A 22,835-nucleotide genomic window follows, 5' to 3' on the forward strand; every position below is an offset into this window, starting at 1 on the left:
TTGCGCTACGCTGCCGGCCCCTGCGCCGGCGGCGCCTCGAGCGTGTCGATCACGCCGAAATTCGCCGGAATCATCGCGTAGCACACGCGCACTTTCTCGCGCGACACGCGCTCGAGCAGCCGCTGCGCCTCGTCCTCGGTGACGATGAACTCGACCTCGACCGCGAGCGAACCCTGCAGTTCGAAAAAGCGGTCCTCGTGCAGCACCCGATGCCGGCCGAAGCCGGCCATCGCGCGAAACGCCGAACCGCCCGCGACCCCCATCCGGTTTCCCTCCTCCAGCAACCACTCCCACAGCGGCTTCCAGTGCAGCCGGTGCTGCTCGTGCACGTAGAAACGCAAGAAGACCCTGTCCATCGCGTCCTCCCGGTGCCGGCGCGCTCAGGCCGCCGCGAACCACGCGCGCGCGGTCCACATGCCGAGCGCCGTCAGCGTGAACGATCCAGTCAAGTGTAGGGCAGCCACCGCGAACGCCCATCCGAATTCGCCCTGCACCGCGTGCGTCATCACTTCGACCGAATAGGTCGAGAACGTCGTGAGGCCGCCGAGGAAGCCGGTGATCACGAACAGCCGCCACTCGGGCGGCAGCCCGACGCGGGTGGTAAAAACGACGGCGGCAACGCCGATCACGTAGCCGCCGATCAGGTTCGCGGCGAGCGTGCCGAGCGGCACGGCGGGAAAGAATGCGTTGAGCGCAAGGCTCAGGAACCAGCGCAGCAATGCGCCGAGCCCGGCGCCGACGAAGATCGCGACGATCGAATAGAACAAGGGAGCTCCTCGCTGACGAGCCCGCATCGCGGATGCGGCCTACGCCGAACTGTATGCGCAATCGCGCCGCGACGGCAATGCCGGAGGACCGTCGGGCGCGCCCCGGATCGCGTCGCACCGGCATCACGTATTTCGTTATTCCGGCACCCGTGCCGCAATCGATGTTTTCCAATCGATTACGCCGGACATTACAAATCAAAACCGGCGGCGATTATTTATCAGATTTTTAATACCGGAGATCAGCTTTATCCGAAGGCAGGCCAGCGCTTGAAAGCCACATTCCATTGGCATTTCACGTATTTACCCTCATCAGATATTCCCGTATTCGTTCGATATCCGATGCAATTTACCCAGCCGATTTCGTAGAATTGTTTTGCCCCCTACTCCATCGACATGGAGACTCGAAGAATGAACAATATCCGCCTGTCTTCCATGTTGATACCGGCGCTGTGCGCGTCGCTGCTCGCGTCGAGCGTCGCGCTCGCCGGGGACAACGGGCCGCCGTCCTACGTCGAGGGCGCCCGTGCACCCAAGGGATTCGCCCGTCCGCCGTTCCATACGAAACCGCGCGCAAGCACGGCCACGGTGGCCGGCCTCACGCCGGCGCTCACCCGGCACGCGTACGGATTCGACTCGATCGCCAACCAGGGCGACGGGATGGTCGTTGCGATCGTCGACGCGTACGACGACCCGAGGATCGAGTCCGATCTCGGCGTGTTCAGCAACGCGTTCTCGTTGCCGGCCTGCACCACGGCAAACGGCTGCTTCACCAAGGTATATGCACGCGGCGCGCGGCCCAGGACCGATTCGGGCTGGGCGCTCGAGATATCGCTCGACGTCGAATGGGTACATGCAATCGCGCCGAAGGCGAAGATCGTGCTCGTCGAGGCCGCGTCGGCCAGCTTCAACGACCTGATGGCCGCGGTCGACGTCGCGGTCAAGCGCGGCGCGTCGGTCGTGTCGATGAGCTTCGGCGGCAACGAGTTCAACAGCGAAACCGGCTTCGACAGCCACTTCAACGTATCGGGCGTCACGTTCGTCGCGTCGTCCGGCGACAGCGGCACCGGCACCGAGTACCCGGCGGCGTCGCCGTACGTGGTGGCGGTGGGCGGCACGACGTTGTCCACCGACGCGTCCGGCGCCTACGTCGGCGAGGCCGCGTGGAGCGGCAGCGGCGGCGGCGTGAGTTCCCTCGAGGGCGAACCGGCCGGCCAGACCGCATGGCCGGTGCCGGTCGCCGGCAAGCGCGGCGTACCCGACGTCAGCTACGACGCGAACCCGTCCAGCGGTTTCGCGGTGTACGACTCGGTCACCTACCAGGGGCAGGCGGGCTGGTTCCAGGTCGGCGGCACCAGCGCGGGCGCGCCGCAATGGTCGGCACTCGTCGCGATCGCGAATTCGCTGCGCGCGGCGGCCGGCAAAAGCCGGTTGAGCGGTACCTACAACACGCTCTATACAGTCGGGAAAAACGCCTACGGCAGCGACTATCACGACGTCACGACCGGGTCCAACGGCAGCTGCGGCAGCATCTGCAACGCCGCGGGCGGCTACGACTACGTGACCGGCCTCGGTTCGCCGCAAGCCCCGGCACTCGTGCAGGCGCTCGTCGGCCAGCCGTAACGGGCGAACGCCGGCCGTGCCGGGGTGCGGCGTTCAACCGCCGTGCCATGCGCGGTCGAGCGCGGCGAGCGTCGCGAGCGCGCCGCCCTTCAGCCCGATCACGTCCGCGCGGCGCGCATGGGCTTCGCGTACGTTGATGCAGATCACGTCGGCGCCGAGCCGTTCGCTCAGCAGCCGCACGGTCGGAATCGCGGTGCCCGCGCCGATCTCGACGACGCTCACCCGTCCTGCCTGCGCGATCCAGTCGTGCAGCGCCCGCTCCTGGGCGTCGTAGCGTTCGCCGAGCCAGCCGTGGTCGCCGAACATCAGGATGTTCGGCCGCGCGAGGCCGCCGCACCGCGGGCAGCGCGGCAGCTCGCCGACCAGCCGGCACGCGGCCGCGTCGACGTCGGGCGTGAACGGCGCGGCGTCCCACGTGTCGTCCGAGCAGGGTCGCAGGCACTGCATCGAATGAATCGAACCTTGAATCTCGACGACACGCGCCGGATCGAAGCCGGCCTTCTGGAACTGGCCGTCGACATTGCTCGTCAGCACGAAGCCGCCGTTCGGCATCGCGTCGATCCAGCGCCGCAGGATCGCGAAGCCCGCGTGCGGCACCGTCCGACGGTATAGTTCGAGACGGTGCCCGTAGAAGCCCCACGCAAGCTGCGGATGCGCGCGGAACGCCTGCGGCGACGCGATCTCGTGGAATTCGAAACGCTCGTGGCGCAGCGCCGGATACGCGCGCCAGAAGCCGTCGGTGCCGCGGAAATCGGGCAGCCCCGAATCGACGCCGATGCCGGCGCCGGCCGTCACGAGCAGCGCATCGGCCCGCGCGAGCGCCTCGACGGCGGACGCGACCAGATGCGCCGGCAGTGGCACGGCAACGGCGTTGGAATCGGCAGAGCCGATGGCGTCGGGCGAATCGGAAATCGGCATGATGGCGCAGCGGGAGCGTCGAACGGTGTACGAATGGCGTCGCGCGATCATACGCCCGTTCGAGTGCCGCGCCGCGGCATCATCCCGTCGTGGCGCGCCTGCCCGCGGGTTCACGCAGCGCGACGTACTGCAGCAGCATGATCGTCTTCGCGTCGACGATCTCGCCGCGCTCGACGGCATCCAGCGCCGCGTGCAGCGGCATCTCGACGACCTCGAGATCCTCGCCCTCCTCCGCGATCCCGCCGCCGTCGCCCGTGCGCAGCGATGCATCGTATTCGCCGACGAAGAAATGCAGCTTCTCCGTCACCGAGCCCGGGCTCATGAACGCCTCGAACACCTTGCGCACGCCGCGCACGCGATAGCCGGTTTCCTCTTCGGCCTCGGCACGGATGCGTGTGTCGGGCGTCGCGTCGTCGAGCAGGCCGGCGGCGGCTTCGAGCAGCATCCCGTCGTGTCCGTTGACGAACGCCGGCATCCGGAACTGCCGCGTGAGCAGCACGTCGCCCGTCGCCGCGTTGCGCAGCAGGATGGTCGCGCCGTTGCCGCGATCGTAGGTTTCGCGGCTCAGGCGCTGCCACGTGCCATCGCGGCGCAGGAAATCGAACGTGACCTTCTTCAGCACATACCAGTCATCGGACAGCACCGTCGTATCGACGATGCGGACGCGGTCCCGCGTTGCGGCCATGGCGGCCTCCCATTCGACAAGTGACGGCGCTCATGGTAACGTGCATATTCGTGCAATTTCAAGAAATTTCGTGCAATCACGATGCTGACGACCCAACGCAAGAAAGCGATCCTCGACGCGCTCGCCCGCGACGGCCAGGTGCTGGCTGTCGAACTGAGCGCGCAATTCGGTGTGTCCGAGGACACGATCCGCCGCGACCTGCGCGAGCTGGCGGCCGAAGGCCTGCTGCAACGCGTGCACGGCGGCGCGCTGCCGGCGTCGCCGGCCGTCGCGCCGTTCGCGCAGCGCGAGACGCTCGACACGGCGGAAAAGCGGCGTATCGCACGCCGGGCCGCGCAGATGATCGCGCCCGGACAGGTCGTGATCGTCGACGGCGGCACGACCTCGGCCTTGCTCGTCAGCCAGTTGCCGCCCGACCTGCGCGCGACGATCGTCACGCACAGCCCGAGCGTCGCCGTCGCGCTGGCCGCGCATCCGTCGATCGACGTGATCCTGATCGGCGGACGGTTGTACAAGCATTCGATCGTCGCGGTGGGCGCCGCGGCGATGGAAGGCATCGCGCGCATCCACGCCGACCTGTATTTCATGGGCGTCACAGGCGTTCATCCGGTCGCGGGGCTCAGCACCGGCGACTTCGAGGAAGCGGCGATCAAGCGCGCGCTGGCCGCGCGAGCCGGCGAGACGATCGTGCTGGCGTCGCAATCCAAACTGCGTGCGGCGTCGCAGTTCGTGATCGGCGAGCTCGCGCTCGCACAGGCCATCGTCGTCGAACGGGAAACCGATGCGGCGCTGACCGAGCCGATCGAGGCCGCGGGCGTGACGGTCGTGCGGGCCTAGCCGCGCGCCGGCTTCGGCGGCCGCGGCGCCGGCGTCGTTGCGCAAGCATCCTCGCCGGCCCGATGTCAGCGTGCTGACAGGCACCGCTTGCTACCATGGGCGACTGCCCACCCGCCGCGCCTTGTCCGTCCGATGTCTTCGCCCGCCACCCCGATCGCACCCGCGCCGCCCGACGGCGCTGCCCCGCCCCCCGGCGTCCTCGCCCTGTTCATCGCGTTCGCGCAAATCGGCCTCACCAGCTTCGGCGGCGGGCTGAGCGGGCGCATGATGCGCGACTTCGTGCACGAGCGGCGCTGGCTCGACGAAGAGGCGTTCCTCAACGGCCTCGCGCTGTCGCAGGCGCTGCCGGGCGTCAACGTGAAGAATCTCGCGATCTGGATCGGCTACCGCCTGGCCGGATGGCGCGGCGCGGTGGCCGGCTTCACCGGCATCATCGCGCCGCCGGCCGTGCTGATCGTGCTGTTCGGCGTTGCGTTCTCGACGCTCACGCGCTTTCCGCTCACGCATGTCGCACTCGCTGGCGCGGCCGCCGCGGCGATCGGGCTGTCGATCTCGATGGCGATCACCGCGGTGCGCCGGCTGCCGCGCCGCGCGCTGCCGTTCGCGGTGACGACGCTCACGTTCGTGTCGGTGGCGGTGCTGCACTGGCCGCTCGTCTGGGCCGTGCTGATCGGCGGCACGCTGAGCGTCGCGCTCGAATACCGCCGTGCGGGCGCCGCCGCGGCCGGGAGCGCCGAACGATGACGCCCCCGTCACGCTACGCCGCCCTGTTCGGCGTATTCGCGCCGCTGTCGATCGCGACGATCGGCGGCGGACAGGCGATCATCGCCGACATCCAGCGGCAGGTCGTCGACGTGCATCACTGGATGACGGCCACGCAGTTCGTGAACGACTTCGCGATCGCGCGGATGGCACCCGGCCCCGGCTCGCTGCTCGCGACGCTGATCGGCTGACAGGTGGCGGGCTTCTGGGGCGCGGTGATCGCGACGCTCGCGCTGTTCGGGCCGACCGCGTTCCTGATCTACGGCGTCGCGCATCTGTGGCGGCGGCACCAGGGCGCACGCTGGCAGATCGCACTCGAAGCCGGCCTGCGCCCGGTCGCGGCCGGCATGATCCTCGCGTCGGTCTGGGTGCTGCTGCGCTCGCTCGACGGCGGCTGGGCCGCACGGGCGATCGCGGTCGGGTCGACCGTGTGCGTGATGGTCACGCGCATTCATGCGCTGCTGCTGATCGTCGTCGGCGCGTTGCTGCTGGTCGGCGTGCACGCGATCGGCTGACGGCGGCATCGGCGCCAAGCCGGTCCGCCAGCGCATGCACGGCCCGCTTCGCGATCGACGCGTGCTGACACCGGCGGCGCCGGTCAGCGGCCCGCGAGCGAGCGAAACGCGCGCCAGGCATCGGCATGCAGCTCGAAACCGATGCCCGGCGCCTGCGGCACGGGCGCGTAGCCGGCGTCGACCGTTGCGCCGTCCGCCAGCCCGCTGAACGGATGGAACGCGAACGGGCTGACTTCCGCGCCGCCGAGCCCGAGCGCCGACACGACGTGCAGCGAGAACAGATGGCCGCCATGCGGCCAGAACGCATCGCGCCGCCAGCCGTTCGACACGAAATGGTCGACGATCTGCAGGTAACCCGGCAGGCCATAGCAATGCACCGGATCGAACACGAGAACGTCGCGGTCCGGGCGCAGGCCGCCGTAGCGCCCGAGCAGCTTCGCTTCCGCGAGCGAGAACAACGCCTCGCCGGCCGCGACCGGCGGCGTGTATTGCGCAGTCAGGTCCGCATGAAGCGGCAGGTCGAGCGGGTCGCACAGATCCTCGAACCACCAGAGTTCGAACGGCGCCAGCCGCGCGGCGGCAGCGGGGCCGCTCGTCGCGTCGTACGCGTTCATCGCGTCGACCGCGAGATGCGAGCTGCCGGCAAGACAGGCCGCGGCGGCTTCGACGCGGCGTGTGTCCTGGTCGATATCCGGGCCGCCGATCTTGATCTTCGCGTGCGTGTAGCCGAGATCGGCGATGCGGCGCATCTCGTCCCACAGGTGCGCGAGATCGTCGTGCGGATAGCGGTAGCCGCCGCCCGCGTAGACGCGCACGCGAGGCGCCGCGTGGCGCGCGAGCCGGTCGGCGACGAAGCGATGGAGCGGCAGGCCGGCGATCTTCGCGGCGGCATCCCAGATCGCCATGTCGAGCACGCCGACCGCGACACAGCGTTCACCGTGCCCGCCGGGCTTCTCGCCTGCCATCATCGCGCGCCATGCGCGAAACGGATCGAGGTTCGTGCCGGCGTCGTCGGCGATGGCGTCCGCGGCGGCCAGCAGGCGCGGCGCGAACCGTTCGCGAATCAGCCCGCCCTGCGCATGGCGGCCGACCGACGCGTAGCCGTAGCCCGTGACCGGCCGGCCATCGCGCACGACATCGGTGACGATCGCGACGACGCTCGTCGTCAGGCCGCCCGACGGAATCGCCGGATCGGCATAGCGGGAAACCGGGATCGCCTGCTCGCGGATGTCGGTGATGCGCATGGTCGGGGTTCCGGGAAAACGTTCGGCGTTCGCGGGCCATGCACGCGCGGCAGCCGGCGTGACGGGCGGATCGCTGCATCATAGGCGCTTGCGCGATGCCCTGCACGCTCGCGATCGTCGCGATGCCGTGAAGTCATGCGACTCGATCGACGGCGTCCGAATCGCGCCGTACCGCATCGGTGTGCGGACGCGTGCTCCGTCATGCGCGATGCGCGTGACACGTGCACTTGCGCGTCGGCCATTCGCGGTCTTGGCAACGCGCGCCGAGATCCGCTAGCGCCCCCGCGATTTGCCGTTGTCCCGCGGCACCGCCGCGCCGATCGGCATCGCACGCGAAACATGTCGCTGCCGGTTAACAGCGCGTCGCATTTGTTATGGGTCGCGGTCGGATATTTTCTAGATCGCGTGGTTTTGTGCCGAGAAGATACATGTCGCCGGACAAGGCAAAGCCATATCACCTTCCTGCAACGCGCAGTTCAACGGACAGCAGGCAAGACATTAAAAACACGGATTGGAGGACGACATGAATGGTAGTCATACGGGCCTGGCCACAGGCCTGAAGCAACGCCACGTCACGATGCTGTCGATCGCGGGCGTGATCGGTGCGGGGTTGTTCGTCGGCTCCGGCCACGCAATCGCGGCAGCAGGGCCGGCGGCGCTGATCGCCTATGCGCTGACGGGCGCGCTCGTCGTCCTCGTGATGCGCATGCTCGGCGAAATGGCCGTCGCCCATCCGGACAGCGGCTCGTTCTCGACTTACGCCGATCGCGCGATCGGCCATTGGGCCGGCTTCACGATCGGCTGGCTGTACTGGTGGTTCTGGGTGCTGGTGATCCCGATCGAGGCGACGGCTGCCGCCACGATCCTCAACGCGTGGTTCCCGAACATCGCGACGTGGATCTTCGCGCTCGGCGTGACGCTGCTGCTGACGGTGACCAATCTCTTCTCCGTCAAGAACTACGGCGAATTCGAGTTCTGGTTCGCGCTGATCAAGGTCGTCGCGATCGCCCTGTTCATCGCGATCGGCGGTGCGGCCGTGTTCGGGCTGCTGCCGGGCGGCCGTGCGTCAGGCTTCTCGAACCTGGTCACGCACGGCGGGTTCATGCCGAACGGGATCGGCGCGGTGTTCGCCGGCATGCTGATGACGATGTTCTCGTTCGTCGGCACCGAGATCGTGACGATCGCCGCGGCCGAATCCGAGAATCCCGAGCGGCAGATCGTGCGCGCGACGAATTCGGTGATCTGGCGCATCTCGCTGTTCTACCTCGGCTCGATCCTGTTCGTCACCGCGATCGTGCCGTGGAACGATCCGCTGCTGCCGGTGCACGGCTCGTACCAGCGCGTGATGGAACTGCTCGGCGTGCCGCATGCCAAGGCGATCATCGACGTGATCGTGCTCGTGTCGGTCGCGAGTTGCCTGAATTCGGCGTTGTATACCGCGTCGCGGATGATGTTCTCGCTCGCGAAGCGCAACGACGCGCCGGCGTTCCTGCAACGCACCGATTCGACCGGCACGCCGCGTGCGGCCGTGCTTGCATCGACCGCGTTCGGCTTCCTGACCGTGATCGCGAACTACGTGGTGCCTGAGCAAGTGTTCAACGTGCTGATCGCGACCTCCGGTGCGATCGCGCTGCTCGTGTATCTGGTGATCGCGGTGTCGCAACTGCGGATGCGCCGCCTGCTCGACATCAACGGTTCCGCGCTGGCGCTGCGGATGTGGCTGTTCCCGTGGCTGACGTGGGCGGTGATCGTGTTCATCTGCGGGACGCTCGTCACGATGCTGTTCCTCGACGGCCACCGGATGGAAGTCGCGGCAACCGGCGTGCTCGCCGGTCTCGTGCTGATCGCCGCGGGGCTGAACCAGCGCAGTCGCGACGCGCAGGCAAGCGTTGGCCGCCGCGGTGCATCGTCGGCCTGAGGACGTCATGAGTCATGCAGCACCGGTCGCGAGCGCACCGGAACCCGACACGCCGGCACGCATCCGGTTCGGCTTCGTCCTGTTGCCGAATTTCACGCTGACGGCGTTCTCGGGGATGATCGACGTGCTGCGGCTCGCGGCCGACGAGGGAGACAACAGCCGGCCGGTCAGGCTGTCGTGGACGATCCTCGGCGACATGGCCGCCCCCGTTCGCGCAAGCTGCGGAATTCAGATCCCGGCGTGGGCGTCGCTGGATACGCATCAGGCATACGACTACGTGGTCGTCGTGGGCGGGCTGCTGCATGCCCGCTCGGAACTCGACGCGGCGACGCTGGAATTCATTCGCGCGGCCGCGTCGGCAGGCGCGATGCTGGTCGGCATCTGCACCGGCGCGTTCGCGCTGGCGCGCGCGGGCGTCATGGCCGGCCACCGGATCTGCATCAGCTGGTTTCACTACTGGGACTTCATCGAGCGATTTCCGTCCGTCGACGCGAAGCTCGTCGTTTCAGATCGCCTCTACGTGCTGGACGGCCGGCGCGTGACCTGCTCCGGCGGACGGGCGTCGATCGATGTCGCGGCCGCGATCCTGGTGCGGCACATCGAGCCGTCGATCGTCTACAAGGCGCTTCGGATCCTGCTGGTTGACGGGCGCGAAACGGTCAGCGCGCCGCAACCGCATCCGCCCGGTGTCGCGCCCAACGCGCATCCGAAGGTGAAGCGCGCGATCCTGCTGATGGAACAACACATCAGTCACTCGATGACCATCGACGAGCTCGCGCGACGGCTGGATCTCTCGGCAAGACAGCTGGAACGTCTGTTCAGGGAAGCGACCGGCAGCGGGCCGGCAGCATGCTACCGGGCGATCCGGATTCGCACGGCCGCATGGATGCTGATGCATCTGGACAGGAACATCTCCGAAATTGCGGCGGCCTGCGGATTTGCCGATGCGTCGCATCTCGGGCGGGAGTTTCGGCGGGCCTTCGGGATGTCGCCGAGCGCCTATCGCGAGCAGCAGGCACCCGGCACGATCGGCGCGATCGTGGAACCGGCCGAGCGTGCGACCACGCTCGGCGAGCTGTTTCCGAACCGGAACGAATTTTATTGAGCCGGAGTCCGCTGCTGGCGATCCCGGCTGAAACCGCTGTTCGTCGGTGTCGGCTGAAGGGCGCGACTCAATGCGTCGGAACGACCGGCGCGTTGGCGCAGCCCGAACCGATCAACTCGCTCAGGCGAAGACGAAGTACTTGCGCACCGTCTCCACCACTTCCCACGTTCCTTTCATGCCGGGTTCGATCACGAACACGTCGCCGGCCTTCAGGTGCACCGGCTCCTCGCCTTCCGGCGTGATGATGCAGTAGCCGTCGAGGAAGTGGCAGTACTCCCATTTCTCGTAGTTCACCTCGAACTTGCCCGGCGTGCAGATCCAGGTGCCCATGATCTTGCTGCCGTCCTTGGAGACGTAGGCGTTGAGGTTCACGGTGTGCGGATCGCCGCCGATGCGCTTCCACTTGGTCGCGTCGAGGACCGGGGTCGGGCAGGTTTTGCGCAGAACGGTGATGAAATCGGACATGTCAGCTCCAGACTAACGATCGGGTAAGAGGTCTGTCACGTTAGTTCGAAAGCTGCACCTCGGCTTGTATGCGTCCGACACCGACTCGTCCATTTTCGACACGGGCCCGCTGGCAGGCGCACCTGCCAGCGCATTTTCCGGACGGCCTTGCGTTGACGGACCGCTGCAGGCCGATCCTTGACGCTCATTACCGGCGATCGATCGCACCGCCACCGGGCCATGCCGGTTCCAAGGCCGGCGGCCAAAACGCCTCGCTTGCAACATCTGCGCCAAACCCTGTAGAATTACGCGTTCTGCGGGCGTCGTATAATGGCCATTACCTCAGCTTCCCAAGCTGATGACGTGGGTTCGATTCCCATCGCCCGCTCCACCTTCGGCTGCTCGGCAGCCTGCGCAAGAGCCGCCTCGTCGAAGGCGGCTTTTTTGTACCATCTGCCTGTCCATCCGGCAGCACCGCTGCGCGTAACGGGCGTAACGGGCCCGCGCCCGAACCAAGCCTTTCTCTGTCACCGATGATGCACGACGATCCGAACGAAGCCGGCCTGCCGCCGGACGACGCCGCCCTTCCCGACGAAGCCGCCGACGGCGCCGACGAAGTCAATCCGCTGCACCGACGCCGCATCCGCAGCTTCGTGACGCGCGCAGGCCGCGTGTCGACCGGCCAGCGCCGCGCGCTCGACGATCTGGGCCCGCGCTTCGTCGTGCCGTACGCCGCTGAAATCCCCGACTGGGACGCCGTGTTCGGCCGCCGCGCGCCGCGCATTCTGGAAATCGGCTTCGGGATGGGCGCGTCGACCGCGGAAATCGCCGCGCATCGCCCGGGCGACGACTTCCTCGGCGTCGAGGTGCACGAGCCGGGCGTCGGCGCGCTGCTGAAGCTGATCGGCGAGCAGGACCTGCCGAACATCCGCATCATCCAGCACGACGCGGTCGAAGTGCTCGAGCACATGCTCGCGCCGGAAAGTCTCGACGGCGTGCACATCTTCTTCCCGGATCCGTGGCACAAGGCGCGTCACCACAAGCGCCGGCTGATCCAGCCGCCGCTCGTCGCGCACCTCGCATCGCGCCTGAAACCGGGTGCGTACCTGCATTGCGCGACCGACTGGCAGAACTACGCGGAACAGATGCTGGAAGTGCTCGGCGCCGAACCGACGCTCGAAAACACGGCCGCCGACTACGCGCCGCGCCCCGACTACCGCCCCGTCACGAAGTTCGAACGGCGCGGGCTGCGGCTCGGCCACGGCGTGTGGGACCTGGTGTTCCGCAAGCGCGCCGGCTGAACACGGCTCGCGGCGGCACGGCGCACGCTGCGCGCCGCGCAATGAAGAACGGCCCGACCGGCATCTTGCCGATCGGGCCGTTTTTCATCCATCTGTCGGGAGCACCTTCGCCCCCGCACCGGCATCACGCCCAGTTCAGCCACCCGCTGTAGCCCACCAGCAGCACGAACAGGCCGAACGCGATCCGGTACCACGCGAACACGGTGAAGTCGTGCGTCGCGACGAAACGCAGCAGCCAGCGCACGCACACGAACGCGCTGACGAACGCGGCAACCAGCCCGAGCGCGAACAGGCCGAGCGAATCAACCGTGAACGCCTGCCAGTCCTTGACGGTTTCATAGAGCGTCGCGCCGAAGATGATCGGAATCGCGAGGAAGAACGAGAATTCGGTCGCGACGCGCCGGTCGAGGCCGAACAGCATCCCGCCGATGATCGTCGAGCCGGAGCGCGACATGCCCGGCACCAGCGCGAAGCATTGCGCGAGGCCGACCTTCAGCGCATCGAGCGGCGTGAGCGCATCGACCGACTGCACGCGCGGCGGCTCGCTGCGTTCGCGCTGCCGCGCCTCGGCCCACAAGATGATCGCGCCGCCGACGACGAGCGCGAATGCGACCGGCACCGGCGAGAACAGCACGGCCTTGATCTTCTTCTCGAACAGCAGGCCGAGCGCGATCGCGGGAATGGTCGCGATCACGACGTTCAGCGTGAAGCGCTGCGCGTCGGGCCGGCTCGGCAGCCCGGACACGATGGACACGATCCGCTGCCGGTATTCCCAGCAGACCGCGAGAATCGCGCCGAACTGGATCACGACATCGAAGGTCTTCGCGTGCGCATCGTTGAAATTCAGGAAGCTGCCCGCGACGATCAGGTGGCCGGTGCTCGACACCGGGAGGAATTCCGTCAGCCCCTCGACGACGCCGAGGATCAATGCCTTGCAGATCAGGATCCAGTCCATCCGTGGCCCAACTCCGAAGTAGTCGAAAGAAAGGGCAGCGTCACCGCCGCGGCCCGCCCGGCCGCGCGCGGTGCGCCGTCACTTTTCGACGATCGCCACGCGTATGCCGTTTGTAAGAATCGTAATTGTACCGGGTTCGTAGTTCACGCCGGCAAATTGCAGTTGCTCGGGCTTGAACGTATAGATCGGATAGTTGGTCAGCACCTGCGTCGCGAGCAGGCCGGCGGCCGCGCCGACCTGTTGCGCGTACATCTGCGCGTTGCCGTCGAGCACGAGGCTGTCGACGGCCGGCGCCTTCAGCACGACCGAGCGGCTCGGCGCGTCGTAGGCCAGCTGGCCCGACACGGTGAACTTGCCGCTCACCGGTTCACTCAGGAACGGACTCGCGAAATGCGCATCGAGCTGCACGGCGACACGGTTCTGGTCGGGCAGCAGGTTGACGGCCGGATTCGCCAGCGACACGTCGACGACCTGCGCGACCGTCTTCTGGTACGGAAACTTGCGCGCGACGGCCTTCTGCACGTCGCCGCGCGAGAACGTGTAGTGATCGGGGATGAACGGGAACGTCGACGCGCAGGCGGCGAGCGATACCGACACGCCGATGGCGCCGGCGCAAGCGGCGAGGAAGCGGCGCCGGCCGGGCGTGCAAAATGCGGTCATGCTGAACAATCTCCTGTATCGGGCGAAGCGGCAGTCCGGTTATCGGCTCCGCCCCATGTGGCACTGGGGACCGAAGTTAGTGCTTCGACGCGCGTCGCCGGTTCCATGCGCGTGCCGGCAAACGACAGCGCGGGCAGCACGTCAGCGGGCCGCGCCGGCGCCGGGCGACGGCTGCGTCGCGATCTCGAGGCGCGTCAGCCACGCGAGCGCGTCGTCGCGCGACGCACCGCACATCTCGGCGGACGGCTGCAGCCCGGAACAGCACGCGGGCCGCTCGGGCCGGCCGAAGATCCGGCAGCGCAGGTCGTCGCCGAGCTGCACGCAGCGCACGCCGGCCGGCTTGCCGTCGGGCATTCCCGGAATCGGCGAGGAAATCGACGGCGCGATGCAGCATGCGCCGCATCCCTCGCGGCACGCATGCGGCGGCGGGACATCGGCGGGCGCCGGACGGACAGGCATTTCGACGGACACTCGGCTCTCTCACGAACAACAAAAAAACGGTGCGGCAACCGGACGCAGCGTGCGGCAGCCCACTGCGCATTGTGCCACCGCCGGCTGCGACGTTATTACACAATGCAGCCGAAACGCGCGTTCATATACTCCAAAGCATCTAAAAAGCGCGAGACCATCATGAGTTCCGGTTCTGCCGACACACTGTTCCGTCCCGATTTGCTCGCGAAGTACGGCGCGAACGGGCCGCGCTATACGTCCTACCCCACCGCGCTGCAGTTCCGCGACGCGTTCGACCCGGCCGACTACGTGCGCGCCGCGGGCGATCCCGGTGCGTCGGCGAGCGACCTGTCGCTGTACTTCCACATCCCGTTCTGCAACACGGCCTGCTTCTATTGCGGCTGCAACAAGATCGCGACCAACAACCGCCGCCGCGCGCGCCCGTATCTCGAGCAACTGAAGCGCGAACTGGCGCTGCAGGCCGCGCTGTTCGATCCCGCGCGCCCGGTCACGCAGCTTCACTGGGGCGGCGGCACGCCGACCTTCCTGTCCGATGACGAAACGGCCGAGCTGATGGCGGCCACCCGCGAACATTTCGCGCTCGCGCCGGACGCCGACGCCGAGTTCTCGATCGAGATCGACCCGCGCACGGTCACGCCCGCGACGCTCGTCCACCTGCGCAACATCGGCTTCAACCGGCTGAGCCTCGGCGTGCAGGATTTCGATCCGGTCGTGCAGCAGGCGATCAACCGGATCCAGCCGCTCGCGATGACGGCCGACCTGCTGTCGGCCGCGCGCACGACGGGCTTCCAATCGGTCAGCGTCGACCTGATCTACGGGCTGCCGCACCAGACGGTCGCCGTGTTCGCGCGCACGCTCGAGACGATCATCGAGCTCGCGCCGGACCGCCTGTCGGTATTCGGCTACGCGCACATGCCGCACCTGTTCAAGATGCAGCGGCAGATCGACGACGCGACGCTGCCGCCGCCCGAAACGCGCATCGCACTGCTTGGCCTCGCGATCGACATGCTGACGCAGGCCGGCTACGTGTACATCGGGATGGACCACTTCGCGCGGCCGTCCGACGAACTCGTGCGCGCGCAGCGCAACGGCACGCTGCAACGCAATTTCCAGGGCTACAGCACGCGCGCGGATACCGACCTGGTCGGCTTCGGCGTGTCGTCGATCGGCAAGGTCGGCGACGTCTACGCACAGAACGCGAAGGACCTGCCGGCCTATGGTGCCGCGCTCGACGCGGGCCGGCTGCCGATCGCGCGCGGCGTGCGGCTCACGCCCGACGACCGGCTGCGCCGCGACGTGATCACGCAGCTGATGTGCAACCTCGAACTGCCGTTCTCGCATATCGAGGCGGCGCACGGGATCCGCTTCGCCGATCACTTCGCGCGCGAGCTCGACGCGCTGCGCGGGTTCGAGCAGGACGGCCTGCTGACCGTCGCCGGCGACCGCCTGACGATCCATCCGGCCGGCCGGATGGTCGTGCGGAACATCGCGATGGCGTTCGACGCGTACCTCGGCCGGACGTCGCATCAGCGCTACTCGCGCACCGTCTGACACCGCACGGCCGCATGCGGGCGGCCGGTTTGATAAAGTAAGGGGCTCCACGCCCCTGCAAGAACCCGCCCGATGCGCACCACCAAAGCAACCCACGCGGTCGAACGCCTGAAGACCCGTTCCGGCAACCCGCAGTTCGCCGCCGTCGCGATGGCGGGCGGCCTGTTCTACCTGGTCGACCGCTCCGGCGGCACCGCCGAGAAACGCAGCGAGCCGCTGCCGCTCGACGAATTCGTCAGGTTCGTCGACGAATTCGGCCCCAAAAAGCCGCGCAAGGCGAGCAAGCTCGACCTCGCGTTCGAGGCGCAGATCAAGAAGAGCAAGGCGTAAAGGTCTGTTGCAGGCCGTCTGAAGGCTTCGCCGCCGCCCCGTTTGGTACAATCACGAAGTTTCTCTATCCCCGCTGATGGCCGACCTGGCTGCGTGACCACACCATGAATATCGAAAACGCGCGTTTCAACATGATCGAACAACAGATCCGGCCGTGGGACGTGCTGGATCTGGACGTCCTGGGCCTGCTGTCGATCGTCAAGCGTGAACACTACGTGTCGCCCGAACACCGCGATCTCGCGTTCGCCGACCTCGAGCTGCCGCTGCCCGGCGGCCGCAGCAAGATGCTGTTCCCGCGCGTCGAAGCGCGCGTGCTGCAGGAACTGGCGGTCAAGAAGCACGAGAACGTGCTCGTGATCGGCGCGGGTTCGGGCTATCTGGCCGCGCTGTTCGCGCATCGCGCGCAGCACGTGACGGCCGTCGAGATCGATCCGGCCATCGCGAAGTTCGCGGCCGACAACCTGCGCAACGACGGCGTGACGAACGCGGAAGTCGCGCTCGGCGACGGTTCGCTCGGCTGGCCCGACAAGGCGCCGTACGACGTGATCTGCGTCGCAGGCGGCCTGCCGGTCGTACCGCAGCAGATGCTCGAACAGCTGAAGATCGGCGGCCGCCTGTCGGCGTTCGTCGGCGGCCGTCCGGTGATGAAGGCGCAGATCATCACGCGCATCGACGACAAGCAGTACCGCGTCGCCGACGTGTTCGAGACCTACGTCGACCACCTCGTCAACGCGATCGAACCGTCGCGTTTCAAGTTCTGAGCGGCGGCCCCATGCAGATCCTGACGCCCGCGATGCTCGCGGAATGGCTTCGCGATCCGGCGCGCCCCGCGCCGGTCGTGCTCGACGTGCGCGAGCCGTGGGAAATCTCGACCGCGCAAATCGCCGGCAGCGTGTCGATCCCGATGCAGCAGATCCCCGCGCGCAGCGAGGAGCTCGACGACGAAGCGGAAATCGTCTGCGTGTGCCATCACGGGATGCGCAGCGCGCAGGTCGCGATGTTCCTCGAATCGCGCGGCTTCACGAAGCTGTACAACCTGCAGGGCGGGATCGACGCGTGGTCGCGTGACGTCGATCCGTCCATACCGCGTTACTGACCTTCCCGGCGGCGCGTCGCGCGCCGCCACGGCGACCGGCGAGTAATAGCCGATCGCTCCAATCCCGCCGAACGGGCGCGCATCGCGCGCCCGTTTGCGTTTCTGCTGCTCCGTTCCATCCTCTTCCGTTTGTTTCAGCACGCCGGCCATCTGCGTCCGCTCGATGACGAGGCGGCGAGAACCCGGGCAAGGCACCCGTCGAGCGGAGCGCCTCGCCCTTCCCGCTGGCACTTCATGACCACACCGTACGCGTGCGACGCCGACACGACGCGGCCGGATGCGTGCGCATCGATCACGCGCCGCACCTCCTTCGACGTGTGACGCTCGCGCTCGAACACGGGCGCACGCCGTGCACCATTTGCGCCCGCGCGAGCGCACCGCAACGGATCGCGCATGCTGCACGACGCGTCATGCGCACCGCGCCGGCGCCCCGCGCCGTCCCTCGCAGGCACGCCCGGCGTGCATCGGCGCGACTGGCACATGCCTTGCGTTACTCCGATGCCGGCGCCGCCACGGCGCACGCACATCCAACACGACAAGGGGATCCCGATGAAACGTCGCAGTCTGTTGAAGTTCGGTTCGATGGCCGGTGCACTCGCGCTGGCAGGCAAGAGTCCGTTCGCGCACGCGGCCGATGCGGGCACGGGCCCGATCAAGGTCGGCATCCTGCATTCGCTGTCGGGCACGATGGCGATCTCCGAAACGTCGCTGAAGGACACGGCGCTGATGACGATCGCCGAGATCAACAAGAACGGCGGCGTGATGGGCCGCAAGCTCGAGCCGGTGGTCGTCGATCCCGCATCGAACTGGCCGCTGTTCGCGGAGAAGGCGCGCCAGCTGCTCACGCAGGACAAGGTCGCGTGCGTGTTCGGCTGCTGGACGTCGGTGTCGCGCAAGTCGGTGCTGCCGGTGTTCGAGGAACTGAACGGCCTGCTCTACTACCCGGTGCAATACGAAGGCGAGGAAATGTCGCGCAACGTGTTCTACACGGGCGCCGCGCCGAACCAGCAGGCAATCCCCGCCGTCGAGTACCTGATGAGCGCGGAAGGCGGCGGCGCGAAGCGCTTCTTCCTGCTCGGCACCGACTATGTGTATCCGCGCACGACCAACAAGATCCTGCGCGCGTTCCTGAAATCGAAGGGCGTGAAGGACGCCGACATTCAGGAGGTCTACACACCGTTCGGCCACAGCGATTACCAGACGATCGTCGCGAACATCAAGAACTTCGCCCAGGGCGGCAAGACGACCGTGGTCTCGACGATCAACGGCGATTCGAACGTGCCGTTCTACAAGGAGCTCGGCAACCAGGGGATCAAGGCGACCGACGTGCCGGTGGTCGCGTTCTCGGTCGGCGAGGAAGAGCTGCGCGGGATCGACACGAAGCCGCTCGTCGGCCATCTCGCCGCGTGGAACTACTTCATGTCGGTGAAGAACCCGACCAACACGAAGTTCAAGGACCAGTTCGCCGCGTGGGTGAAGGCGAACAACCTGCCGGGCGGCGCGAAGCGCGTGACGAACGATCCGATGGAGGCGACCTACGTGGGCATCCACATGTGGAAGCAGGCCGTCGAAAAGGCGAAGAGCACCGACGTCGACAAGGTACGCGTCGCGATGATCGGCCAGACGGTTGCCGGCCCCTCGGGCTTCACGCTCTCGATGGACGGCAACCATCACCTGCACAAGCCGGTGATGATCGGCGAGATCCGCGGCGACGGGCAATTCAACGTCGTGTGGAAGACGAAGACCGCGGTGCGCGCGCAGCCGTGGAGCCCGTTCATCGCGGGCAACCAGGGCAAGCCGGACATCGTCAGCTCGATCCCGGCGTTCCTGCGCCGGCAGCGCGCGGCGCTGGTCTGATGCGATGCGGGGCGCTGCGCACCGGCGTGGCGCTCCGCTTGCAGGCAGGTGCGCGAATGCCGGTACTCACTGTAACGAATCGCACGCGCACCGCCGCACGAACCCGCTTTCCCACGCCCGACAGGATCTCCCGATGCCTACACGCTTTCGCCGCGCCGCCGTTGCGTTCGTCGCCTGTGCCGCGCTGGCGGGCGCGCTGCCGCGCGCCGCGTTCGCCCTGACGGCCGCCGATACCGCCGCGCTCGCCGGCGACGACTTCGACGCGAAGACGGCCGCAGTCGACCATCTTGCCGCCGATGCCGACCCGCGCGCCGTCGCGTTGCTCAATGCGCTGTCGAGCGGCGACGCGCTCGCGACCGGCGACGGCCGCCTGCTGATCCAGACCGGCGACACCGCGCACGACGCGCTCACGCAAGCCGCGACCCCGGCCGGCGACGCGCAGCCCGTGATGCTGAACAACCTGCTGCGCACGAAGATCGCCGTCGCGCTGTCGGGCCTCGCACTCGCCTCGCCCGACGTCGCCGCGCGCCGCGACGCGATCGACGCGCTGCTGAAGTCACCCGACCCGGCGCTCAAGCCGATGATCGATCGCGCGCGCGCGAAGGAAACCGATCCCGCGCTGAAGCGCCGCCTCGACGCACTGTGGGCCATCGCCGCGCTGCACGACGCCGATCCGGCGAAGCGTCTCGAAGCCGTGCAGGTGGTGGCCGCGCGCCGCGACCTCGACATGATCGAGCAGTTGCGCCCGCTCGTCGCGAAGAATGCCGACGGCAGCTACACGGAACCCGACGCGCGCGTGCGCGACGCCGCGCAGCAAGGCCTCGACGCATTGCACGCGCTGCAGCGCCGCGGCGAGATCGCCGGCACCGTGTTCGCGGGCCTGTCGCTCGGCAGCGTGCTGCTGCTCGCGGCGCTCGGCCTCGCGATCACGTACGGGCTGATCGGCGTGATCAACATGGCGCACGGCGAATTCCTGATGATCGGTGCGTACGCAACCTATGTCGTGCAGACGCTGATCCAGCGCTACGCGCCGGCCGCGTTCGACTGGTATCCGCTCGTCGCGGTGCCCGCCTCGTTCGCGGCGGCCGCGCTGGTCGGCATCGTGCTCGAACGCCTCGTGCTGCGGCACCTGTACGGCCGCCCGCTCGAGACGCTGCTCGCGACCTTCGGCGTGAGCCTGATCCTGATCCAGGCGACGCGCATGCTGTTCGGCGCGCAGAACGTGCAGGTCGTGAACCCGTCGTGGATGAGCGGCGGCGTCACCGTGATGCAGAACCTGATCCTGCCGTACAACCGGCTCGCGATCCTCGCGTTCGCGCTCGCGGTCGTGTGCGTCGCGTGGGGCGTGCTGACGAAGACGCGGCTCGGCCTGTTCGTACGCGCAGTCACGCAGAACCGCCGGATGGCCGCATGCGTCGGCGTGAAGACCGCGCGCGTCGATGCGTATGCGTTCGCGTTCGGCGCGGGCATCGCGGGCCTCGGCGGCTGCGCGCTGTCGCAGATCGGCAACGTGGGCCCCGACCTCGGGCAGAACTACATCATCGATTCGTTCATGGCGGTCGTGCTCGGCGGCGTCGGCCAGATCGCCGGCACCGTGCTCGGCGGCTTCGGGCTCGGCCTCGTCAGCAAGGCGATCGAGCCGTTCTGGGGCGCCGTGCTCGCGAAGATCGCGGTGCTCGTGATGATCGTGCTGTTCATCCAGAAACGTCCACAGGGCATGTTCGCCCCGAAGGGACGCAGCGCGGAGGCCTGACATGACTTCAATCACCGATTCGTTGTCGAAACCGATCGCCGACGCGCCGAAGCCCGCCGCCGCCGCGCGTGCGGAAGAAAAATTCGCGCTCGGCCTGCCGCCCCGCCCCGCGCTGCTGTCGCGCCGCGCATGGCTCGCGCTCGTCGCGCTGTGCCTCGCGATCGGCATCGGCGTGCCGCTCGCCGCGCTGGTCGCGCCCGAGTCGAGCGCGTTCCATCTGTCCGCGTATGCGATGACGCTCGCCGGCAAGCTGATGTGCTACGCGATCGCCGCGCTTGCGCTCGATCTCGTGTGGGGCTACTGCGGCATTCTCAGCCTCGGCCACGGCCTCTTCTTCGCGCTCGGCGGTTATGCGATCGGCATGTACCTGATGCGCGAGATCGGCCGCGACGGCAAGTACGGCAGCGACCTGCCCGACTTCATGGTGTTTCTCGACTGGCATCAGCTGCCGTGGTACTGGAGCGGCACGCAGCATCTCGCGTGGGCGCTCGCGCTGGTCGTGCTCGTGCCGGCCGTGCTCGCGTGGGTGTTCGGCTTCTTCACGTTCCGCTCGCGCGTGAAGGGCGTGTACCTGTCGATCATCACGCAGGCGCTGACGTTCGCCGCGATGCTGCTGTTCTTTCGCAACGAGACGGGCTTCGGCGGCAACAACGGCTTCACCGACTTCAAGCGCATCGCCGGGTTTCCGATCACGTCGCCCGGCACGCGCACGGTGCTGCTGCTGCTGACCTTCGCGACGCTCGTGCTCGCGTTCATCGTCGCGCGCGCAATCGTCACCAGCAAGCTCGGGCGCGTGGTCACCGCGGTGCGCGACGGCGAGACGCGGCTGATGTTCCTCGGCTACAGCCCGCTCGCGTACAAGCTGTTCGTGTGGACGCTGTCGGCCGTGCTGTGCGGGATCGCGGGCGCGTTGTACGTGCCGCAGGTCGGCATCATCAACCCCGGCGAGATGTCGCCCGGCAACTCGATCGAGATGGCGATCTGGGTCGCGGTGGGCGGGCGCGGCACGCTGATCGGGCCGATCGTCGGCGCGTTCGCGGTGAACGGCGCGAAGAGCCTCTTTACCGCGTACTTCGCCGAATACTGGCTGTTCTTTCTCGGCCTGATCTTCGTGCTCGTGCCGCTTCTGCTGCCGCGCGGCATCATGGGCCTCGTCGACACGCTGCTCGCAAAGGGGAAACGCGGATGAACGGCACCGCCCTCTACCAGTTCACGCCACCGCCCGAGGACGAGCTGCTGGCCGTCAGCGGCAGCGCATCGATGGGCCGCGTGGCGCCGCCCGGCATCGACACGTCGCACGGCACGATTCTCTACCTCGAGGACATCGAGGTGAGCTTCGACGGCTTTCGCGCGCTGAACAAGCTGTCGCTCGCGATCGACGCGGGCGAGCTGCGCTGCGTGATCGGCCCGAACGGCGCGGGCAAGACGACGATGATGGACGTGATCACCGGCAAGACGCGCCCCGATGCGGGCAAGGTGTTTCTCGGCCAGACCATCGACCTCGCGCGGATGAACGAACCCGCGATCGCGCGTGCGGGGATCGGCCGCAAGTTCCAGAAGCCGACCGTGTTCGAACAGCATCCGGTTTGGGAAAACCTCGAACTGGCGATGCAGACCGACAAGGGCTGGCTCGCGTCGCTGCGCGCGCGGCTCGACCGCGCGGCGCAGGCGAAGATCGAGGAGACACTCGTGCTGATCGGCCTCGAAAGCGACGCGTATCGCGCGGCCGGCGAGCTGTCGCACGGGCAGAAGCAGCGGCTCGAGATCGGCATGCTGCTGATGCAGCGCCCCGCCCTCTTGCTGCTCGACGAGCCGGCGGCCGGGATGACCGACCACGAGACGATGGAACTCGCGAAGCTGCTGAACACGCTGCGCGGCACCTGCTCGATGATGGTCGTCGAGCACGACATGGAGTTCGTCGCGGCGCTCGCGGGCGACACGGGCCGCGTGACGGTGATGGCCGAAGGCGCGGTGCTCGCGCAAGGCACGCTCGACCAGGTCAAGCGCGACGACGCGGTGATCGAGTCTTATCTCGGACGGTGACGC

At 67.7% G+C, this 22,835-nt stretch carries 23 protein-coding genes, 1 tRNA gene and 1 pseudogene; 16 read left to right on the forward strand and 9 right to left on the reverse strand.

The features are described from left to right. Window positions 1-5: 5 nt before the first annotated feature. Window positions 6-356: a DUF190 domain-containing protein gene (locus NQV17_RS01440; protein WP_044846233.1), complete on the reverse strand. Its 351-nt coding sequence runs from the start codon at window positions 354-356 to the stop codon at window positions 6-8. A gap of 24 nt (window positions 357-380) precedes the next feature. Further along, window positions 381-767, reverse strand: coding sequence for a fluoride efflux transporter CrcB (gene crcB, locus NQV17_RS01445; protein WP_096503549.1), 387 nt, complete (start codon window positions 765-767; stop codon window positions 381-383). Between the two features lie 408 nt (window positions 768-1,175). Between crcB and NQV17_RS01450 the strand changes: the two genes are divergently transcribed. Continuing rightward, on the forward strand, window positions 1,176-2,387 hold the full coding sequence (locus tag NQV17_RS01450) for a S53 family peptidase (RefSeq protein ID WP_257768133.1): 1,212 nt from the start codon (window positions 1,176-1,178) through the stop codon (window positions 2,385-2,387). Window positions 2,388-2,420: 33 nt separating this feature from the next. Here the strand turns inward: NQV17_RS01450 and NQV17_RS01455 are convergent, their stop codons facing one another. Together NQV17_RS01455 and NQV17_RS01460 are read right to left on the reverse strand one after the other, a co-directional pair. Continuing rightward, window positions 2,421-3,305, reverse strand: a complete 885-nt coding sequence (locus tag NQV17_RS01455; RefSeq protein ID WP_257768135.1) for a Sir2 family NAD-dependent protein deacetylase — start codon at window positions 3,303-3,305, stop codon at window positions 2,421-2,423. A 79-nt stretch (window positions 3,306-3,384) separates the two neighbouring features. Beyond that, a complete protein-coding gene (locus tag NQV17_RS01460; RefSeq protein WP_257768137.1) occupies window positions 3,385-3,990 on the reverse strand; it encodes an NUDIX domain-containing protein in 606 nt (201 codons plus the stop codon). Between the two features lie 81 nt (window positions 3,991-4,071). Between NQV17_RS01460 and NQV17_RS01465 the strand changes: the two genes are divergently transcribed. From NQV17_RS01465 to NQV17_RS01475, 3 genes and pseudogenes are all read left to right on the forward strand, one after another. Beyond that, on the forward strand, window positions 4,072-4,827 hold the full coding sequence (locus NQV17_RS01465; RefSeq protein ID WP_257768139.1) for a DeoR/GlpR family DNA-binding transcription regulator: 756 nt from the start codon (window positions 4,072-4,074) through the stop codon (window positions 4,825-4,827). Between the two features lie 132 nt (window positions 4,828-4,959). Then, the gene (locus NQV17_RS01470) at window positions 4,960-5,571 is read left to right on the forward strand and encodes a chromate transporter (RefSeq protein ID WP_257768141.1); all 612 of its coding nucleotides are present in this window, start codon (window positions 4,960-4,962) and stop codon (window positions 5,569-5,571) included. Continuing rightward, window positions 5,568-6,104: pseudogene (locus NQV17_RS01475) on the forward strand (chromate transporter). The gene NQV17_RS01470 and the pseudogene NQV17_RS01475 overlap by 4 nt, the downstream one beginning before the upstream one ends. 83 nt (window positions 6,105-6,187) lie before the next feature. On the opposite strand, the gene NQV17_RS01480 reads toward NQV17_RS01475, so the two are convergent. Beyond that, window positions 6,188-7,348 (reverse strand): enolase C-terminal domain-like protein, encoded by a 1,161-nt coding sequence (locus tag NQV17_RS01480; protein WP_257768143.1) that lies wholly within the window; start codon window positions 7,346-7,348, stop codon window positions 6,188-6,190. A gap of 523 nt (window positions 7,349-7,871) precedes the next feature. On the opposite strand from NQV17_RS01480, the gene gabP reads away from it, so the two are divergent. Both gabP and NQV17_RS01490 read left to right on the forward strand, forming a co-directional pair. Continuing rightward, window positions 7,872-9,266: a GABA permease gene (gene gabP, locus NQV17_RS01485; protein WP_257768145.1), complete on the forward strand. Its 1,395-nt coding sequence runs from the start codon at window positions 7,872-7,874 to the stop codon at window positions 9,264-9,266. A 7-nt stretch (window positions 9,267-9,273) separates the two neighbouring features. Then, window positions 9,274-10,371, forward strand: coding sequence for a GlxA family transcriptional regulator (locus NQV17_RS01490; protein WP_257768147.1), 1,098 nt, complete (start codon window positions 9,274-9,276; stop codon window positions 10,369-10,371). A gap of 120 nt (window positions 10,372-10,491) precedes the next feature. On the opposite strand, the gene NQV17_RS01495 is transcribed toward NQV17_RS01490, so the two are convergent. Further along, on the reverse strand, window positions 10,492-10,836 hold the full coding sequence (locus NQV17_RS01495; protein WP_027783759.1) for a cupin domain-containing protein: 345 nt from the start codon (window positions 10,834-10,836) through the stop codon (window positions 10,492-10,494). A gap of 295 nt (window positions 10,837-11,131) precedes the next feature. Here NQV17_RS01495 and NQV17_RS01500 point away from each other — a divergent pair. Both NQV17_RS01500 and trmB read left to right on the forward strand, forming a co-directional pair. Beyond that, window positions 11,132-11,206: transfer RNA gene (locus tag NQV17_RS01500), tRNA-Gly, on the forward strand. 142 nt (window positions 11,207-11,348) lie between these two features. Next, window positions 11,349-12,116 (forward strand): tRNA (guanosine(46)-N7)-methyltransferase TrmB, encoded by a 768-nt coding sequence (gene trmB / locus NQV17_RS01505; protein ID WP_059605632.1) that lies wholly within the window; start codon window positions 11,349-11,351, stop codon window positions 12,114-12,116. 124 nt (window positions 12,117-12,240) lie between these two features. Here the strand turns inward: trmB and NQV17_RS01510 are convergent, their stop codons facing one another. The 3 genes from NQV17_RS01510 to NQV17_RS01520 form a co-directional block, all read right to left on the reverse strand. After that, entirely contained in the window at window positions 12,241-13,071 is an 831-nt protein-coding gene (locus NQV17_RS01510) for an undecaprenyl-diphosphate phosphatase (protein ID WP_044846253.1), read from the reverse strand. Between the two features lie 78 nt (window positions 13,072-13,149). Beyond that, the gene (locus NQV17_RS01515) at window positions 13,150-13,731 is read right to left on the reverse strand and encodes a DUF1439 domain-containing protein (RefSeq protein WP_257768153.1); all 582 of its coding nucleotides are present in this window, start codon (window positions 13,729-13,731) and stop codon (window positions 13,150-13,152) included. Window positions 13,732-13,872: 141 nt separating this feature from the next. Beyond that, the gene (locus NQV17_RS01520) at window positions 13,873-14,190 is read right to left on the reverse strand and encodes a YkgJ family cysteine cluster protein (RefSeq protein ID WP_257768155.1); all 318 of its coding nucleotides are present in this window, start codon (window positions 14,188-14,190) and stop codon (window positions 13,873-13,875) included. A 171-nt stretch (window positions 14,191-14,361) separates the two neighbouring features. Here NQV17_RS01520 and hemN point away from each other — a divergent pair, with 171 nt between their 5' ends. From hemN to urtD, 8 genes are all read left to right on the forward strand, one after another. Next, entirely contained in the window at window positions 14,362-15,753 is a 1,392-nt protein-coding gene (gene hemN, locus NQV17_RS01525; RefSeq protein ID WP_257768157.1) for an oxygen-independent coproporphyrinogen III oxidase, read from the forward strand. 72 nt (window positions 15,754-15,825) lie between these two features. Then, a complete protein-coding gene (locus NQV17_RS01530) occupies window positions 15,826-16,083 on the forward strand; it encodes a hypothetical protein (RefSeq protein ID WP_044846256.1) in 258 nt (85 codons plus the stop codon). Window positions 16,084-16,187: 104 nt separating this feature from the next. After that, window positions 16,188-16,844 (forward strand): protein-L-isoaspartate O-methyltransferase, encoded by a 657-nt coding sequence (locus tag NQV17_RS01535; protein WP_257768159.1) that lies wholly within the window; start codon window positions 16,188-16,190, stop codon window positions 16,842-16,844. Window positions 16,845-16,855: 11 nt separating this feature from the next. Then, the gene (locus NQV17_RS01540) at window positions 16,856-17,179 is read left to right on the forward strand and encodes a rhodanese-like domain-containing protein (RefSeq protein WP_257768161.1); all 324 of its coding nucleotides are present in this window, start codon (window positions 16,856-16,858) and stop codon (window positions 17,177-17,179) included. A gap of 549 nt (window positions 17,180-17,728) precedes the next feature. Further along, window positions 17,729-19,036 (forward strand): urea ABC transporter substrate-binding protein, encoded by a 1,308-nt coding sequence (urtA, locus tag NQV17_RS01545; protein WP_257768163.1) that lies wholly within the window; start codon window positions 17,729-17,731, stop codon window positions 19,034-19,036. A 133-nt stretch (window positions 19,037-19,169) separates the two neighbouring features. Continuing rightward, window positions 19,170-20,789, forward strand: a complete 1,620-nt coding sequence (gene urtB, locus NQV17_RS01550; RefSeq protein WP_257768165.1) for an urea ABC transporter permease subunit UrtB — start codon at window positions 19,170-19,172, stop codon at window positions 20,787-20,789. A 1-nt stretch (window position 20,790) separates the two neighbouring features. Further along, entirely contained in the window at window positions 20,791-21,978 is a 1,188-nt protein-coding gene (gene urtC, locus NQV17_RS01555; RefSeq protein ID WP_257768167.1) for an urea ABC transporter permease subunit UrtC, read from the forward strand. Beyond that, the gene (gene urtD / locus NQV17_RS01560; RefSeq protein ID WP_257768169.1) at window positions 21,975-22,832 is read left to right on the forward strand and encodes an urea ABC transporter ATP-binding protein UrtD; all 858 of its coding nucleotides are present in this window, start codon (window positions 21,975-21,977) and stop codon (window positions 22,830-22,832) included. Before urtC ends, urtD begins: the two co-directional genes overlap by 4 nt. The last annotated feature ends 3 nt before the right edge of the window (window positions 22,833-22,835 follow it).

It is taken from the genome of Burkholderia sp. SCN-KJ (assembly GCF_024656005.1).
GTDB lineage: Bacteria > Pseudomonadota > Gammaproteobacteria > Burkholderiales > Burkholderiaceae > Burkholderia.